At 70.3% G+C, this 14,673-nt stretch carries 17 protein-coding genes; 13 read left to right on the top strand and 4 right to left on the bottom strand.

The window, feature by feature from the left end; genetic code table 11:
• Window positions 1–43 precede the first annotated feature (43 nt).
• The 8 genes from ACWD4G_RS30695 to ACWD4G_RS30660 all read left to right on the top strand — a co-directional run bounded on the left by ACWD4G_RS30695 (window position 44) and on the right by ACWD4G_RS30660 (window position 7,524).
• Window positions 44–505: a MaoC family dehydratase gene (locus tag ACWD4G_RS30695; protein ID WP_451299120.1), complete on the top strand. Its 462-nt coding sequence runs from the start codon at window positions 44–46 to the stop codon at window positions 503–505.
• Window positions 506–513: 8 nt separating this feature from the next.
• Window positions 514–1,707 carry an acyl-CoA dehydrogenase family protein gene (locus tag ACWD4G_RS30690; protein WP_451299118.1) on the top strand — a complete coding sequence of 398 codons (1,194 nt, stop codon included), beginning with the start codon at window positions 514–516 and terminating at the stop codon, window positions 1,705–1,707.
• Window positions 1,704–2,834, top strand: coding sequence for an acyl-CoA dehydrogenase family protein (locus ACWD4G_RS30685; protein ID WP_451299116.1), 1,131 nt, complete (start codon window positions 1,704–1,706; stop codon window positions 2,832–2,834). Before ACWD4G_RS30690 ends, ACWD4G_RS30685 begins: the two co-directional genes overlap by 4 nt.
• 2 nt (window positions 2,835–2,836) lie before the next feature.
• Entirely contained in the window at window positions 2,837–3,244 is a 408-nt protein-coding gene (locus ACWD4G_RS30680) for an acyl-CoA thioesterase (RefSeq protein WP_451299114.1), read from the top strand.
• A gap of 27 nt (window positions 3,245–3,271) precedes the next feature.
• Window positions 3,272–4,711 carry an aldehyde dehydrogenase family protein gene (locus tag ACWD4G_RS30675; RefSeq protein ID WP_451299112.1) on the top strand — a complete coding sequence of 480 codons (1,440 nt, stop codon included), beginning with the start codon at window positions 3,272–3,274 and terminating at the stop codon, window positions 4,709–4,711.
• A gap of 87 nt (window positions 4,712–4,798) precedes the next feature.
• Complete coding sequence (locus ACWD4G_RS30670) at window positions 4,799–5,452, top strand: TetR/AcrR family transcriptional regulator (protein ID WP_451299110.1); 654 nt, start codon at window positions 4,799–4,801, stop codon at window positions 5,450–5,452.
• A gap of 69 nt (window positions 5,453–5,521) precedes the next feature.
• The gene (locus ACWD4G_RS30665) at window positions 5,522–6,439 is read left to right on the top strand and encodes a helix-turn-helix transcriptional regulator (RefSeq protein ID WP_451299108.1); all 918 of its coding nucleotides are present in this window, start codon (window positions 5,522–5,524) and stop codon (window positions 6,437–6,439) included.
• A gap of 104 nt (window positions 6,440–6,543) precedes the next feature.
• Window positions 6,544–7,524, top strand: coding sequence for an aldo/keto reductase (locus ACWD4G_RS30660; protein ID WP_451299106.1), 981 nt, complete (start codon window positions 6,544–6,546; stop codon window positions 7,522–7,524).
• Between the two features lie 39 nt (window positions 7,525–7,563).
• Here the strand turns inward: ACWD4G_RS30660 and ACWD4G_RS30655 are convergent, their stop codons facing one another.
• Window positions 7,564–8,013 carry a MarR family winged helix-turn-helix transcriptional regulator gene (locus ACWD4G_RS30655; RefSeq protein ID WP_451299104.1) on the bottom strand — a complete coding sequence of 150 codons (450 nt, stop codon included), beginning with the start codon at window positions 8,011–8,013 and terminating at the stop codon, window positions 7,564–7,566.
• A gap of 78 nt (window positions 8,014–8,091) precedes the next feature.
• On the opposite strand from ACWD4G_RS30655, the gene ACWD4G_RS30650 reads away from it, so the two are divergent.
• A complete protein-coding gene (locus ACWD4G_RS30650) occupies window positions 8,092–9,150 on the top strand; it encodes an ABC transporter permease (protein WP_451299102.1) in 1,059 nt (352 codons plus the stop codon).
• Between the two features lie 21 nt (window positions 9,151–9,171).
• Here ACWD4G_RS30650 and ACWD4G_RS30645 read toward each other — a convergent pair whose 3' ends face one another.
• From ACWD4G_RS30645 to ACWD4G_RS30635, 3 genes are read right to left on the bottom strand one after another with little or no spacing between them, the layout of a single operon-like run.
• Entirely contained in the window at window positions 9,172–9,975 is an 804-nt protein-coding gene (locus ACWD4G_RS30645; RefSeq protein ID WP_451299100.1) for an SDR family NAD(P)-dependent oxidoreductase, read from the bottom strand.
• 8 nt (window positions 9,976–9,983) lie between these two features.
• Window positions 9,984–10,517 (bottom strand): nuclear transport factor 2 family protein, encoded by a 534-nt coding sequence (locus tag ACWD4G_RS30640; protein WP_451299098.1) that lies wholly within the window; start codon window positions 10,515–10,517, stop codon window positions 9,984–9,986.
• Between the two features lie 34 nt (window positions 10,518–10,551).
• A complete protein-coding gene (locus ACWD4G_RS30635) occupies window positions 10,552–11,610 on the bottom strand; it encodes a zinc-binding dehydrogenase (protein ID WP_451299096.1) in 1,059 nt (352 codons plus the stop codon).
• A 106-nt stretch (window positions 11,611–11,716) separates the two neighbouring features.
• Between ACWD4G_RS30635 and ACWD4G_RS30630 the strand changes: the two genes are divergently transcribed.
• The 4 genes from ACWD4G_RS30630 to ACWD4G_RS30615 all read left to right on the top strand — a co-directional run bounded on the left by ACWD4G_RS30630 (window position 11,717) and on the right by ACWD4G_RS30615 (window position 14,605).
• Window positions 11,717–12,307: a helix-turn-helix domain-containing protein gene (locus ACWD4G_RS30630; RefSeq protein WP_451299094.1), complete on the top strand. Its 591-nt coding sequence runs from the start codon at window positions 11,717–11,719 to the stop codon at window positions 12,305–12,307.
• Between the two features lie 174 nt (window positions 12,308–12,481).
• The gene (locus tag ACWD4G_RS30625) at window positions 12,482–13,087 is read left to right on the top strand and encodes an isochorismatase family protein (RefSeq protein ID WP_451299092.1); all 606 of its coding nucleotides are present in this window, start codon (window positions 12,482–12,484) and stop codon (window positions 13,085–13,087) included.
• A 91-nt stretch (window positions 13,088–13,178) separates the two neighbouring features.
• Entirely contained in the window at window positions 13,179–14,105 is a 927-nt protein-coding gene (locus ACWD4G_RS30620; RefSeq protein ID WP_451299090.1) for an alpha/beta fold hydrolase, read from the top strand.
• A gap of 32 nt (window positions 14,106–14,137) precedes the next feature.
• Entirely contained in the window at window positions 14,138–14,605 is a 468-nt protein-coding gene (locus ACWD4G_RS30615; protein WP_451299088.1) for a cupin domain-containing protein, read from the top strand.
• Window positions 14,606–14,673 lie beyond the last annotated feature (68 nt).

Below are 14,673 nucleotides of genomic sequence, written 5' to 3'. Positions count from 1 at the left end.
GCCGCACCGCAGACCGAGTCATCCACAACAGGGAGCAGCAGCAATGAAGATCTTCCAAGGACTGGACGAGCTGGAGAAGGCCGTCGGCACCCACCTCGGCCACTCCGACTGGCACACCGTCACCCAGGAGCAGATCGACCAGTTCGCCGAGGCCACCGGCGACCACCAGTGGATCCACGTCGACCCCGAAAGGGCCGCCACCGGGCCGTACGGCGGCACCATCGCCCACGGTTATATGACCCTGTCACTGATCTCGAAGTTCGCGTGGGAGGTCTACAAGGTCGAGGGCCTGGCCATGGGCGTGAACTACGGCGCCAACAAGGTCCGTTTCCCCGCACCGGTGCCGGTCGGCTCTCGGATCCGGGCCGGCGTGGAGGTGGTCTCGCTCACCCCCGGAGGCGGCGGCCGGCAGCTCGTCACCCGTGTGACGGTCGAGCGCGAGGGCGGCGACAAGCCGGTCTGCGTCGCCGAGATCGTCGGCGTCCTCTTCCCCAAGACCGACTGAGAGTCACGATGAACACAGAGACAGCCCTGCCCGCGGAGCTACGGCAGCGGGTCGAAACCCTGCTGGCCGAGCACGACCCGGCGACCACCGAACGGTTCACCTTCCTGCGGGCCAGGTTCGACGCGGGCCTGGCGTGGGTCTGGTTCCCGCCGGGGCTCGGAGGACTCGGCCTCGCCAGGGAACTCCAGGCCGAGGTGAACGCCCTGCTGGCAGCGGCGGGTGCCCCCGACAACGACCCGCACTCCAACGGACCGGGCCTCGACATGGCCGCGCCCGTCATCCTCGCCTTCGGCACCGAAGAGCAGAAGCACCGCTTCCTCAAGCCCCTGTGGACGGGCGAGGAGACCTGGTGCCAGCTGTTCAGCGAACCCGGCGCCGGTTCGGACCTCGCCGCGCTGAGCACCCGCGCCGTCCGCCAGGGCGACGACTGGATCGTCAACGGGCAGAAGGTGTGGACCTCGCTGGCCCGCAAGGCCCGTTGGGCGATCCTGGTGACCCGCACCGACCCGGACGTGCCCAAGCACGCCGGACTCACCTACTTCGTCTGCGACATGACCGACCCCGGCGTGGACATCCGGCCGCTGCGCCAGATCACCGGCGAGGCGGAGTTCAACGAGGTCTTCCTCACCGACGTACGCCTCCCCGACGACCTGCGGCTCGGCGCGGTGGGCGAGGGCTGGAAGGTCGCGACCGCCACGCTCAACAACGAGCGGGTGGCGATCGGCGGCGCGGCGCCCGGCCGGGAGAGCGGCATGATCGGGGTGGTGTCCCGCACCTGGCGGGAGCACCCCGAGCGCCACACCCCCGAACTCCACGACCGCCTGCTGTCGTTGTGGGTGGAGGCCGAGGCCGCCCGGCTCACCGGTCTCAGGCTGCGCCAGAAGCTGGCCGCCGGACAGCCCGGCCTGGAGGGTACGGCGACGAAGCTGACGTACTCCCGAGTCGCCCAGGCGGCGAGCGGCCTTGAGGTCGAACTGCTCGGCGAGGACGGCCTGCGCTACTCCGACTGGACCGAGACCCACCCCGACCACGCCGACTCGACCGGCCGCGACGCCGGTTACCGCTACCTGCGCGCCAAGGGGATCTCCATCGCGGGCGGCACCTCCGAGGTTCTGCGCAACATCATCGCGGAACGCGTCCTCGGCCTGCCGCCGGAGCCCCGTGTCGACAAGAACGTTCCCTGGAAGGACCTGCCCCGATGAGCGAACTCCAGCCGACAGGCCCTGAGCCGGGCGAGCTGAACCTGCTCGAGACCGAGACCGAGAGCGATCTGCGGGCCGTCGTCCGCGAGTTGCTCGCCGACCGCTGCGACCCCGTCACGACGGTAGGGGTCTACGACGGCGACTCCTCGGTCCTCGCCCCGCTGTGGAAGTCCCTGGCCGTCGAACTCGGTCTGGCGGGGCTGCTGATCCCCGAGGAGCGGGGCGGCGCCGGAGCCTCGGCGCGTGAAGTCGCGGTAGTGCTGGAGGAGTTGGGCCACGCCATGGCGCCGGTGCCCTTCCTCACCAGCAGCGTCGTCGCCACGACCGTCCTGCTGGCGGCCGGGGCCGACCGGCTCCTGGCCTCCCTGGCCGCGGGCGAGTCCACCGCGGCACTGCTCCTCCCGCTCTCGACCGCTCCCGGCGACGCGATGTCCGGCCTGACCGCCGACGCCGACGGCCGGATCAGCGGGCGGGTGACCAGCGTCGCCGGAGCCGTCGAGGCGGACGTCCTGCTGGCCCCGGTCACGACGTCCGAAGGCACGGCCCTCTACGCGATTTTGGCGCGGGACGCCGTTGTGGACCCGGTGTCGTCCCTCGACATGACCCGCCGCCTCGCCGACGTGAGCCTCGACGCTGTCGCGGGCGAACTCCTGCTGCCTTCCGAGTCGGGCGCGGAGGCTGTGCGCCGCGGCCTGGAGACCGGTGCCGCACTGCTCGCGTCCGAGCAGGTCGGCATCGCCCGGTGGTGCCTGTCCACGACCGTCGCGTATCTGAAGGAACGCCGGCAGTTCGGTCGTATCGTGGGCGGGTTCCAGGCACTCAAGCACCGCGTCGCCGACCTCTATGTGGCGGTGGAGTCGGCCTCGGCGGCGGCACGTTACGCCGCCGCGGCCGTCGCCGAGGACCACCCGGACCGTGCCGTGGCGACCGCCGTGGCGCAGGCGTGGTGCGCGGACGTCGCCGTGCGGACGGCGGAGGAGGCGATCCAGCTGCACGGCGGGATCGGTATGACGTGGGAGCACCCCGCCCACCTGTACCTCAAGCGCGCCAAGGCCGGCCAGATCGCCTTCGGTAGTCCCGGGTTCCACCGCGCCCGGCTCGCCGGCCTCATCGACCTGGTGGCGTGAGCATGCGGGCGTACGTCCTTGAGGGGGACGTCAGATGGGTGGAGACCGACGCCGGCGGTCTGATCCACAACACCTCCGCACTGCGCTGGGCCGAGGCGGCCGAGCACGCCTTCTACCAGGCGGCCGTGCCCGACCTGCCCGCCGACCGGCTGCCCCGCCGCAGGATCGAGGCGACCTACCACCGCCCGCTGAAGTTCCGTGACCGCTACCGAGTGACGCTGTCGGTCGAGAAGCTGGGCCGCACCTCCGTCACCTACGGCTGGACCGTCACCTCCGGCGGCGAACTCTGCATCGAGGGCCGGCACGTCGTCGTACACCTCGACGGCCAGGGCACACCCACGCCGTGGCCGCAGTACTTCCGGGACGCTGTCGCCCGCCTGGAGAACACGGCCGTCCCCACCTCCCGGTAGACCCGTACAGACAAGGTTGGAGTGCTCATGCGGACGGAGATGTTCATCGCCGGCAAGTGGACCGGGGGCAGCGGCGCCACGTCGGCGACCGTCGACCCGGCCACCGGCCAGGTGATCGCGCACGTACCCGAGGCGACCGCCGCCGATGTCGACGCGGCGGTGGAGGCGGCGGCCACCGCGTTCGCCTCGCCGGAGTGGGCGGACATGCTGCCCGCGAGGCGGGCGAAGCTGCTGTTCGACGCGGCCGACCTGCTGGAACGCAGGGCGGACGAGTTCGCCCGGCTGGAGACCCTCGACCAGGGCCAGCCGCTGAGCGTCGCCACCCGGATCTCGGTGCCGAACGCCGTCGAGCACCTGCGCTACTACGCGGGCTGGGTCACCAAGATCACCGGTACGACGGTGCCGCTGTCGGTCCCCGACGTCGACTACCGCACGCGCCGCGAGCCGCTCGGCGTGTGCGCCCTGATCACGCCGTGGAACTTCCCGCTGATGATCGCCATGTGGAAGCTCGCACCGGCGCTCGCCACCGGGAACACCGTGGTGATCAAGCCCGCCGAGCAGACACCGCTGACCACGCTGCTGCTGGCCGAGGTGCTGGAGCAGGCCGGCGTGCCCGCAGGGGTGGTCAACGTCGTCACCGGCGGACCCGAGGTGGGCAGGGCTCTGGTGGCTCACCCGAAGGTCGCGAAGATCTCCTTCACCGGCTCCACGGCTGTCGGCAGGGAGATCGCCGCGGACGCGGGACGCGCGCTCAAGCGGGTCTCCCTCGAACTGGGCGGCAAGGCACCCAGCATCGTCGCCGCGGACGCCGACATCGACGCGGTGATCGCGGGCAACCTGATCGCCGGCCTCGGCAACTCGGGCCAGGCGTGCGCGGCGGCGACCCGGTTCTACGTCGACCGCTCCCGCGCCGACGAGTTCGCCGGCAAGGTCGCGGCCGCCGCCTCCGCGATGCGGCTCGGCCCCGGACTCGACCCGTCGACGCGGCTCGGCCCGCTGGCGTCGCTGGAGCACCTGGAGAAGGTCGACGCATACGTCCGGATCGGCGAGGCCGAGGGCGCGGAACTGCTCACCGGTGGCCGGCGCGCGGACGGCGAGCTCGCGAACGGCTACTTCTACGAACCGACGGTGTTCGCGGGCGTCACCCAGGACATGCGGATCGCCCGCGAGGAGATCTTCGGCCCGGTGCTCTCCGTCATGCCGTACGACGACCCGGACGAGCTTGCCCGGCTGGCGAACGACACCGAGTACGGGCTCTCCGCCTACATCTGGTCCAACGACATCCGCACGGCCAACCGCCTGGCCCGCCGGATCAAGGCAGGCACCGTGCTGATCAACCTGCCGCCGGGACTCGACGCGGCCGCGCCCTGGGGCGGCATGAAGGCGTCCGGGCTGGGTCGCGAGATGGGCTGGGAGGTGATCGAGGCGTACACGGAGGTGAAGAGCATCTGGACCGGCCTGGCTTGAGCCCGGCGACCGCTCCGGACCGCTCCGCACCCGCTCGCACCTGCACGGGTAGGATGCTGGTATGCCGTTCCTGACAAGGGTGTTCGCGTGACGACAGACCATCAAGGCTCGCCCGCGAAGGGCCCCGCGAAGAGCTCCCGACAACGGCTTTCGAGCGATGAGCGCAAGGACAAGATCGTCGCCGCCGCCCGTGAGGTGTTCGTCAGGTACGGGCTGGCCGGGGCCCGCACGCGTGACATCGCCGAGGCGGCGGGAGTCAACGAGGCGCTGCTCTACCGGCACTTCCGTTCCAAGGAGGAGCTTTTCGACGTCGCGGTCGTCTCACCGCTGGAAGAGGCCACGGCCTGGCTCGTACAGGTCCTCCCGGGCCCGGAGGACGACCTCTCCGACGAGACCGTCCACCAGCGGATGCGGCAGCACATGCTCAACACCATCCGTGCGATGGACGAGGTCGCTCCGCTGCTGGGCGTCATGCTGTTCTCCGACGAGGTCACGGCCGGCACGTTCTACAAGGAGCGGGTCGAACCACACCTCGCCGAGCTGAAGCGCATCCTCGAACTGAACCTGCCCCACTGGCGGCACCGCGACTTCGACCCGGAAATGGTGATCCAGGCCGCCTTCGGCGCCGCGTGGTTCCGCGCGATCAACGCCCGGTTCACGGGCCGGCCGCTCGACTTCGAGGTGGAGGCGGACCAGCTCACCGCGCTGGTGCTGGACGGGCTGCAACCGCGGGAGCAGTGACGGACGGCCTGCCCGAGGGGTACTGACAGGGCCTCTCGGGCTCCGCGCGGTCCCGCCTACGCTGACGGTATGGACAACCGGGCTGACGACAACCGGGCCGAGACCGGCGCCTTCCTCAAGTCCCGCCGGGACAGGATCACACCGGAGCAGGCCGGGCTTCCCGTCTCCGGAATCCGCAGGGTGAGCGGTCTGCGCCGCAGCGAGGTGGCGACGCTCGCCGGGGTGAGCGTCGAGTACTACACGCGCCTGGAACGCGGCAACTTCGGCGTCGTCTCCGACGGTGTGGTGGAGGCACTGGCCAGGGCCCTGCGGTTGGACGACACGGAACGCGCCCATCTGTACAGCCTGCTGCGGACGGCGAACACCCCGCCCACCCGGGTGCGGCGCGGATCCGGCGGCCTGCCGGGCGTGCGTCCGGGCGTGAGGCGGATCGTCGAGGGGATCCCGGACCTGCCGGCGTTCGTACGGAACAACCGCTTCGACATCGTGGCCGCCAATCCGCTGTGGCGTGCGCTGTACTCGGAGATGTACGCCGATCCGGCGTGCGGATCGAACACGGCGCGGTTCGTCTTCCTCGGCCGCGCGGCGCGGCGGTTCTACGTCGAGTGGGAGCTCGTCGCCCGGCGAGCGGTGGGCGCGCTGCGGGTCGAGGCGGGCAGGAACCCGTACGACCGTGAGCTCTCCGACCTGATCGGGGAGCTGTCGACCCGCAGTGACACCTTCCGTGTGCTGTGGGGTGCCCAGGACGTGCACGTCTTCCGGGAGGGGACGAAGCGCTTTCGGCACCCGCTCGTCGGCGACCTGGACCTCGACCACGAGACGGTGCGGTGGGCGGACGACACCGGGCTGGTCATGACGGTGTACACCGCCGTACCCGCAAGCGCGGCCGAGGACGGGCTGAAACTGCTGGCGAGCTGGTCCGCCACACCCGAAGGGACACGGGACGCCGGTGCGGCTTCCGGTGAGGGGCCCTGCCGTTACCCCTGACAGCAGGGACTCCCACAACCTCCTCGTCCCCGGTTGCATGGTGCGTGACCCACCGCTGGGACGGCCGTCATCGGGCTCGGCGGGCACGGCAAGAGGAGATTCGGATGACGAAGCGCGCACTCGGAAAGAGCGGCCTGGAAGTGTCGGCCATCGGCCTCGGCTGCATGGGACTGACCTTCAGCTACGGTCCGGCCACCGGCAAGGGGGAGGCGATCGGGTTGATCCGGGCGGCCGTGGAAGACGGGGTGACGCTCTTCGACACCGCCGAGGTCTACGGGGAGGCGAACGAGACGCTGGTCGGCGAGGCCCTGGCCCCGGTTCGTGATCAGGTCGTCGTCGCCACGAAGTTCGGATTCAGGGACGGCAACCCCGGAACCACGCTGGACAGCCGTCCCGAACGGATCCGGCTGGTCGCCGAGCAGTCCCTCAGGCGCCTGGGGACCGACCGGATCGACCTGTTCTACCAGCACCGGGTGGACCCGGACGTGCCGGTCGAGGAGGTCGCCGGCACGGTCCGGGACCTCATCCAGGAGGGCAAGGTCAAGCACTTCGGCCTGTCCGAGGCGGGCGAGGACATCATCCGCAGGGCGCACGCCGTCCAGCCGGTCACGGCCCTGCAGAGCGAGTACTCCCTGTGGTGGCGCGAGCCCGAGCGGACCGTCCTGCCGGTGCTGGAGGAACTGGGGATCGGTTTCGTGCCGTTCAGCCCGCTCGGCAGGGGCTTCCTGACCGGCACGATCGACGAGAGCACGACGTTCGCGGCAGACGATGTCCGCGGTGTGCTTCCTCGTTTCGAGGAGGCCGCGCGCAAGGCCAACTTCGCGCTGGTCGAGCTGCTGGGTGACATCGCGGACGCCCTGCGGGTCACCAGGGCCCAGATCGCCCTCGCCTGGCTGCTGGCCCAGAAGCCGTGGATCGTGCCGATCCCGGGGACGACCAAGCGGCACCGCCTCGACGAGAACATCGCTGCCCAGGGAGTGGAGCTGACGCCCGACGACCTGGGGCGCATCGAAGCGGCCCTGGCCCGGGTGCGGATCAAGGGGGACCGCTACACGGCTCAGCAGCAGGAGGCGATCAACCGGTAGGGCAGGCGGACGTGTCGACGCGGGACCCGGCGGCCCCCGTCATGACGGGTCGCCCTCCAGCGCGGAGGGGTTCAGCGACGCCAGCAGTTTCACCAGCAGTGCGTGCGCCTGGTCCTGCTCCGCCGACGTCAGCACCTGAAGCGCCTCGGCGTGGGTGGCGTCCACGGCTTGTGCGGCCTCCGTCGCGAGCCGCAGACCTGCCTCCGTGATGTGCAGGCGCTGGGTGCGCCGGTCGCCGGGGGTGGTGCGCCGCTCCAGCAGCCCCCGCTCGACCAGCCCGTTGACCGCGGTTCCCATGGACTGCGGGGTGATCGCCGCCCTGCGTGCCGCGGTCGCGCCGGAGACGCCCGGCTCGCGGATGGCCTGGGCCAGGGCGCTGTTCTGGGCGAGGGTGAGCTGGAACGGCCGCAGGGTGCGTTCGATCCGGGCCGCCAGGATCTGGCCGATCTGCCAGGCCACATAGCCGGTGCGGCGGTCGGGATGGTTCACGGAGTGGACCTCTTTTGTAAGGCAGCTGATTATGAGGTACAAATATTATCAGTTGCCTTCTAATCTAGGAACGACCCGATGTCCCAGCACGTTGCCACCCGACAGCCGCACAAGCACGCCCTGGACGTGGCCCATCCGCCACCCGGTCCGGGAAACCTGCGTGCCGTCCTCCTCCCCGTGGCGGTCGTGCTGCTGATCGGCACCGTGTTCGTCAGCGTCTATCTCGCCGCCTTCCACGCACCGCGACCGCATCAGCTCCGCGTCGGCACGACGGAGATCGGCACGGCGCAGACGGAACTGAGCCGCGAGCTCGAACGCGTCGCCCCCGGCGGCTTCACCCTGGAGACCTACCCCGACGAATCCGCCGCCCGCGACGCCGTCCAGGACAGGACCGTCTACGCGGCCTACCTGGGTGACGGGAAGCTGCTCTACGGCAGTGCCAACGGAGCCACCGTCACCGCGACCGTGACCACCGTCTTCGGTTCCGTGGCACACGCGGAGCACCATGAACTCGCGGCCGAGGACGTGGCGCCGGCGGCTGCGGGGGACACCCGGGGTCTGTCCGTCTTCTACGCGGCCTTCGGCCTGGTGCTGGCCGGATACCTCTTCGGCATGACGACCTACCAGCTCGTGCCCCGGCTCCAGTACCGCTGGCGGATGGCCAGCCTGGCCCTGTTCGGAGGCGTCGGCGGTCTTCTGGTCACCCTCATCGCGGGGAGCACGGGCTTCGGCGCGCTGCCCGGCCCCTTCCTGCCCCTCGTCGTCGTGATCTCGCTGATGGGCGCGGCGGTCGGTGCCACGACCATGGTGCTGCTACGGCTGTTCGGCTCGGCCGGCGTCAGCCTCGCCTCGATCCTCATGCTGATCCTCGGCAACAGCAGCAGCGGCGGCATCATGCCGGCGGCCTACCTCCCGGCCTGGCTGCGCCCACTCTCGGAGATCCTGCCGGTCGGTGTCGGCGTCCGCGCGATGCAGGGGCTGTCCCGGTTCCAGGACGACGGTCTGGTCCGCGCCCTGGTGATCCTCCCGGTGTGGGTGCTCGGCGCCGCCCTGGTGCTCTACCTGAAGGACGTGTTCCGGCGCGAGGCTCCTCCTGTCGCACAGGAACAGCGCGAGCCGCAGCCCGCGGCAGTCTGATATCGGCATTGACGCGATCCCTCAGTCCTCGCTGCTCTCTGCCTTGCCTGCGGATGCGCCCCGGCTCATCGCGAGTACGGCGTCGCGGCGGCTCAGCGCGCCGAACGGCGAACCGCCGGTCGGGTTCTGGCTGCCGTGGATCCAGGTGGGGCCGTCCGCGAGGTGGGTGAGTGCCTCCTCCGCGACTTCGTAGGGGTCGGCGAACTCGCCGCCGTACGACTCGCCGTGGGCCTCGCGCATCCGGCGGTGGGACGGGGTGTCGGTCCTGCCGAGCACCAGCCCGAGCACGTCCACGCCGCTGCCCCGCCACTCCGCCCACAGGCTCTCCGCGAGGATGAGATCGAAGGCCTTGGTGGCGCCGTACGTGGCGAGCGTGGCGCCGCCGGCCCAGGCCGCGCCCGAGGTCACCAGCACCACGGCCCCGCGTCCCCGTGCGACCATCGGGGAGCCGAAGCGGTAGGCCGCCTCCAGTACCGCCGTGCAGTTGCGGTGGACCAGTTCCAGATGGGTGTCGAGGTCCCTGTCGAGGAACGTGACGCTGCGGGTGTCGGCCCCGGCGTTGTACACGAGGAGCCCGACCTCCAGGTCCGAGGTGACGCGTTCGAGTTCCGCCAGGGCGCCCGCGGCGCTGAGATCGAGCCCGACCGTGCGGACCTCGACACCGTGCCGGGCCCTGATCTCCTCCGCCGCCGCCTCCAGTACGGGGACCCGCCGCGCGACCAGGACGACGTTGATGCCCCGGGCGGCCATCCTGTGCGCGAACGCGACGCCGACTCCGTCGGAGCCGCCCGCGACGATGCCCCAGGGGCCGTATGAGCTGCCCATAGTTGTGATCACTGCTCCTCCGCTCGTGGTCCACCGGGCGTGCGGCCGGCGTTGGGCGGCGTCAGCATCGCGCGGGGTCCGGGGGAGCCGTCGAGGTTGGCGTTGATCCGCTCGGCGATGCGCCAGCCCTGGGCCGTGCGCTCCCAGCGCCAGGTGTTCGCGGAGACCTGGAAGACCCAGAAGCGGCCGGCGTCGGCGTCCCAGCGCAGGTGCAGCGCGTGGCTGCGGCCGGTGGCGTGGTCGCCGTCGACGACGATGTGCGGCACGGTCAGGACGTGGCCGCAGCCGCCCGCGATCACGCTTTGGTGACCTGTGCCGTGGACCATGCCGACGATGTCGTCCCGGCCTTCCATCCGCAGGTGGGGGATGGCGTCGAAGACGCCGTCGTCGGTCCAGAGCGCCGCCGCGGCCTCCCCGGAACCGCTGTCGACGGCGGGCCCGTACTGGGCGACGAGCTGCATGATGTCGACCTCGTCCCGAAGCGCGCGAACCTCTGCCGTCAGCTTCTCGACCGTGACGCGCAGTTCGTCGATCTCGCTCATGTGGGCCCTCTCCGAAGGCTGTTCAGGTTCCTGTTCAGGGCACGACGACGATGCGGGCCGGTCCGTCCGCGTCGCGTGCCGCGTCGAGGGCGTCGGGCACCTCGTCGAGCCCGACGGTCCGGCCGAGCATCGGTGTGACGTCGAGGCCGCCGGAGCAGACCGCCTCGAACGCCTCGTCCCAGTGATCCATCGACGGGCCGCCGCCGAACTGGATGTTGAGGCCCTTCCGTTTGGCGGTCAGGGTGTGCAGGTGGTCGCCCTCGGGCGGACCGCCCACGGAGAAGATCCGGGTGCCGCGCTCGCAGCCCCTGATGATCGAGTCGAGCACGCCCGGGACGCCGACGCACTCGAACACGACGCATCCCGGAAGGCCCGCCATCGTGGCCAGCATGTCCTTCGTCGACTCGGCGGGCCCGCGGGCCACCTCGCGCCAGGCCCGGTACGGCGAGACCGCGGCGGGATCGACGACCATGTCGGCCCCCATGGCGCGTGCGGTCTCGCGCCGCGAGGCCACGAAGTCGACCGCCACGATCGGCCCCACCCCAAGAGCCTTGAGCCGCGCGATCACCGACAGGGCGACCGCGCCGCAGCCGATGACCAGCGGTATCTCCCTGGTCGTGACCTGGGCGCGAGACGCGGTCGACCAGCCCACCGAGATCGCGTCGGCGACACAGACGACCTCACTGGGGAGCTCGGAGACCACGACCCGGGTAATGGCCTCGGTCAGCAGCAGATACTCGCCGAACCCGCCGGGCGACTCCGGGTTCTGCCCGATGATCCTGCGGCCGGCGGCGGTGGGCAGCACCGGCAGCGAACTCACCCGGGTACCCACGGGGATACGGCGTTCGGTGCCGGGGCCGTGGTCGACCACCTCGGCGCAGTACTCGTGGCCCATGACGATGTCGACATCCTGGTCGTACGTCGACATCCCGCTGTCGTCGTCGGCGCCGGCCTCCGGATGGTCCATGAAGTGGAGGTCCGACGCGCAGATCCCGCACGCGAGCGATCGGACAAGGAGCTGGCCCGGTCCGGGAACCGGATCATCGACGATCCGGACCTCGACCGTCCCGCCCCGCAGCACAGCAGCCCGCATCAGAGGTTCTCCTCTCCGCCATGGGACTGTAGCGACGCCGGGCGAGTTATAGAAGACCGTCTCCTATAAATAAGCCGTGGGGGTCTTGGTCACTACGATGTCCGCCATGACCGAGTCTCGCCGTCGCCCGGGTCGTCCACGTGACACGAGCATCGACGAACGGGCCCTCGTGGCGACGCGCGAACTGCTCGTCCGGCGCGGCTTCGACGCGACGACGATCCAGGCCGTCGCGGAGCACTCTGGCGTGCACGCGTCCGCCATCTACCGCCGCTGGCCGTCACGGATCGAACTGATCGAGGAGGCCACGTTCCCCGGGCTCAGCCCGCTGAGCGTCCGGCCGACGGGAGATCTGCGTCGCGATGTGGGCCGGTTCATCCATGCCTACCTGGCGGCCTTCAACGCGCCCGCGGCACGTGCGGCCGCGGCGGGACTCCTGGCGCACCATCAGACGTCGCGGCGCCCCCGTCCGCCGGAGCTGGACCTGAGGGTCTCGGCGCGTCCGCAGTTCCAGGACATCCTGCGCGCCGCGCCGCCCGGAAGCGTCGACCCCGACGTCGACCCGGACGACGTCTTCGACATGCTCCTGGGTGCCGTGCTGACGCGCACTCTCCTTCTCAACGTCACCACGCGACAGCGTCCCCTTGAGCGCACCGTCGAGATGGTGCTGCGGATGCTGCGGCCACTCGGCGACGGCTGAGCCGGTACGCCCAGGTGCGGCCGGAGGCGGGCTGTCTCGCCCACCGTTGTGTTGGCCGACCAAATTAGATTCCGATGTAGGGAATGTATCCGAGGTGGAGTACGCTACAACCAATGATTGGGCGACCAAGTAATACAGCCGATCACCGATACCACCCCTGGAAGAGGTCCCGTCATGACCGCACAGACCGCGCAGAGCGCCGAGGCGTTCACCCCCGAGAACTCCGCCCTGCTCCTCATCGACCACCAGGTCGGGACCATGGGCTGGGTCGGCTCGATCGCGTTCGAGGAGATGAAGGCCAATGCCCTGGCCCTGGCCAAGGCCGCCAAGGCCCTCGACATGCCGCTGGTGCTGACCTCCTCCATGGAGGAGTACGCCCAGGGCCCGCTGCTGTCCGAGCTGGCCGAGATAGCGCCGGAGGAGTTCGCCGGGCGTATCCAGCGTCAGGGTGTCGTCAACGCCTTCGACGACAAGAACTTCGCCGACGCCGTCGCCGCAACCGGCCGCAGCCACCTGATCATCGCCGGCGTCACCAACGACGTCTGCACCGTCTACCCCACCCTCACCGCCCTCGCCGCCGGTCACCCCGTCCAGGTCGTCGCCGACGCCGGCGGCTCCCCCTCCAAGATGGCCGACGACATCTCCATCCGCCGCATGGACAAGGCCGGCGCCACCATCACCTCCACCAACCAGCTCCTCGCCGAACTCGCCCACAACTGGACCACCGAGAACGGCAGCAAGATCATCAACATCCTCATGGAACTCCTCCCCCAGAACTGAACCAGCCAGGCGGGGTGCGGGAGTTGGCCCCTCCGCACCGCACCCCGCCCTCGCTCGCCCCGACAGCACCAGAACTCATCGGAGAGAAGAAGTGACGAGCAGCACCACCTCGCAGATACCGGCTCAGGCCGCGGCCCCGAACGGGCACGCCTTCGCCGAGGACCTTCCCGAGGGCTTCACCCAGGTCGTCCGAGAGGTCAACGGCACCCGGATCCACAGCGTCATCGGCGGCTCGGGCGAGCCCCTCGTGCTCCTGCACGGCTGGCCGCAGACCTGGCGGGAGTGGCGGTTCATGCTGCGGCCCCTCGCCGACCTGGGGTACACCGTCGTGGCACCCGACCTGCGCGGTACCGGCGGTTCGGCGATCACGGAGGCGGGCTACGACAAGGACAACCAGGCGCGTGACGTGCACGAGCTGCTGCAGGCGCTGGGGCTGACCGGTCCGTTCCGCATCGTCGGCCACGACATCGGTGGCATGGTCGCCTTCTCCTACGCCCGCCTGTATCCCGAGCAGGTCCACAAGCTCGCCCTGGTCGACCTGGCAGTCCCCGGCTACGGCCTGGAAGAGATCATGGACCCGGCGTCGGGCGGCCTCTTCCACTTCGGTCTCTTCATGGCCCCCGAGGCGCCGGAGCTGCTCTTCCAGGGCAACGAGAAGGCGTTCCTGACCTGGTGGTTCGCGAAGATGGCCGCCAACTCCGCGGCCTTCCCGCCCGAGGAGATCGACACCATCGCCGCGTCCCTGAACAGCCCGGACGCCCTGCGCGGCGGCTTCGAGCACTACCGCACCATGCTCCAGGACGGCCGGGACAACCGTGCCTGGGGCGAGGCGGGCGGCCTCCTGACGATGCCCGTACTGGCCGTCGGTGCCGAGCACAGTGTCGGGAGCTATCTGGCACAGACCCTGAAGCCCGTCATACCCGCCGTGCAGGAATCGGTGATCGCCGGCAGCGGTCACTACATCCCCGACGAGCACCCCGAAGCCCTCCTCGCCGTACTCACCCCGTTCCTGGCCTGACCCGAACACCGACTCACGTAAGGATCCGCATCATGTCCATGGCATTTCTGGCGAACCCGGAACGGCAGCAGACGCTGGAGTGGCTGGACGGGGGCACGTTCTCCGTCCTGCTCGACAGTGAGGCCACGGAGGGGCAGCTCACTGTGGGCAGGTTCGATGTCGCCAAGGGGGAGGCGCCGCCATTTCACATGCACACTCGTGAGGACGAGATCTTCATGCTGATCAAGGGTGAGGCGCTGCTGTGGCTCGGTGACGAGCAGATGGAGCTGTCGGAGGGCGGGATCGTCTACCTGCCCCGGAACATCCCGCACGGTTACCGCATCACCTCGGACACCGCCGACCTGCTGATGATCACTACCCCCGGTGGCATCGAGGGCATGTTCCAGCAGGCCGGCCGCGACATCAGCACCCCCCGCCCCAAGGACTTCGCCATCACACCGGAGAGGCTGGCCGAAGCCGCCGAGAAGTACGGACAGATCCTGCTCGGCCCGCCGCGCTGACGCGTCGCTGATCGATACCGCACGGGCGCCCCGTCAGGGCGACGGCAGGGTGCCTGGGAGACACGTCG

The organism is Streptomyces sp. NPDC002643 (genome assembly GCF_053592555.1).
Note: the sequence above shows the minus strand (reverse complement) of the source record. Positions and strands in the feature narration are given on the sequence as shown.

What these genes read in the sequence shown, in the direction of transcription:
- ACWD4G_RS30680 (WP_451299114.1), top strand. Translation starts at nt 2,837, where the DNA reads ATGCGGGCGTACGTCCTTGAGGGGGACGTCAGATGGGTGGAGACCGAC.
- ACWD4G_RS30650 (WP_451299102.1), top strand. Translation starts at nt 8,092, where the DNA reads ATGTCCCAGCACGTTGCCACCCGACAGCCGCACAAGCACGCCCTGGAC.
- ACWD4G_RS30690 (WP_451299118.1), top strand. Translation starts at nt 514, where the DNA reads ATGAACACAGAGACAGCCCTGCCCGCGGAGCTACGGCAGCGGGTCGAA.
- ACWD4G_RS30665 (WP_451299108.1), top strand. Translation starts at nt 5,522, where the DNA reads ATGGACAACCGGGCTGACGACAACCGGGCCGAGACCGGCGCCTTCCTC.
- ACWD4G_RS30660 (WP_451299106.1), top strand. Translation starts at nt 6,544, where the DNA reads ATGACGAAGCGCGCACTCGGAAAGAGCGGCCTGGAAGTGTCGGCCATC.
- ACWD4G_RS30615 (WP_451299088.1), top strand. Translation starts at nt 14,138, where the DNA reads ATGTCCATGGCATTTCTGGCGAACCCGGAACGGCAGCAGACGCTGGAG.
- ACWD4G_RS30635 (WP_451299096.1), bottom strand. Translation starts at nt 11,610, where the DNA reads ATGCGGGCTGCTGTGCTGCGGGGCGGGACGGTCGAGGTCCGGATCGTC.
- ACWD4G_RS30645 (WP_451299100.1), bottom strand. Translation starts at nt 9,975, where the DNA reads ATGGGCAGCTCATACGGCCCCTGGGGCATCGTCGCGGGCGGCTCCGAC.
- ACWD4G_RS30685 (WP_451299116.1), top strand. Translation starts at nt 1,704, where the DNA reads ATGAGCGAACTCCAGCCGACAGGCCCTGAGCCGGGCGAGCTGAACCTG.
- ACWD4G_RS30630 (WP_451299094.1), top strand. Translation starts at nt 11,717, where the DNA reads ATGACCGAGTCTCGCCGTCGCCCGGGTCGTCCACGTGACACGAGCATC.
- ACWD4G_RS30625 (WP_451299092.1), top strand. Translation starts at nt 12,482, where the DNA reads ATGACCGCACAGACCGCGCAGAGCGCCGAGGCGTTCACCCCCGAGAAC.
- ACWD4G_RS30640 (WP_451299098.1), bottom strand. Translation starts at nt 10,517, where the DNA reads ATGAGCGAGATCGACGAACTGCGCGTCACGGTCGAGAAGCTGACGGCA.
- ACWD4G_RS30675 (WP_451299112.1), top strand. Translation starts at nt 3,272, where the DNA reads ATGCGGACGGAGATGTTCATCGCCGGCAAGTGGACCGGGGGCAGCGGC.
- ACWD4G_RS30695 (WP_451299120.1), top strand. Translation starts at nt 44, where the DNA reads ATGAAGATCTTCCAAGGACTGGACGAGCTGGAGAAGGCCGTCGGCACC.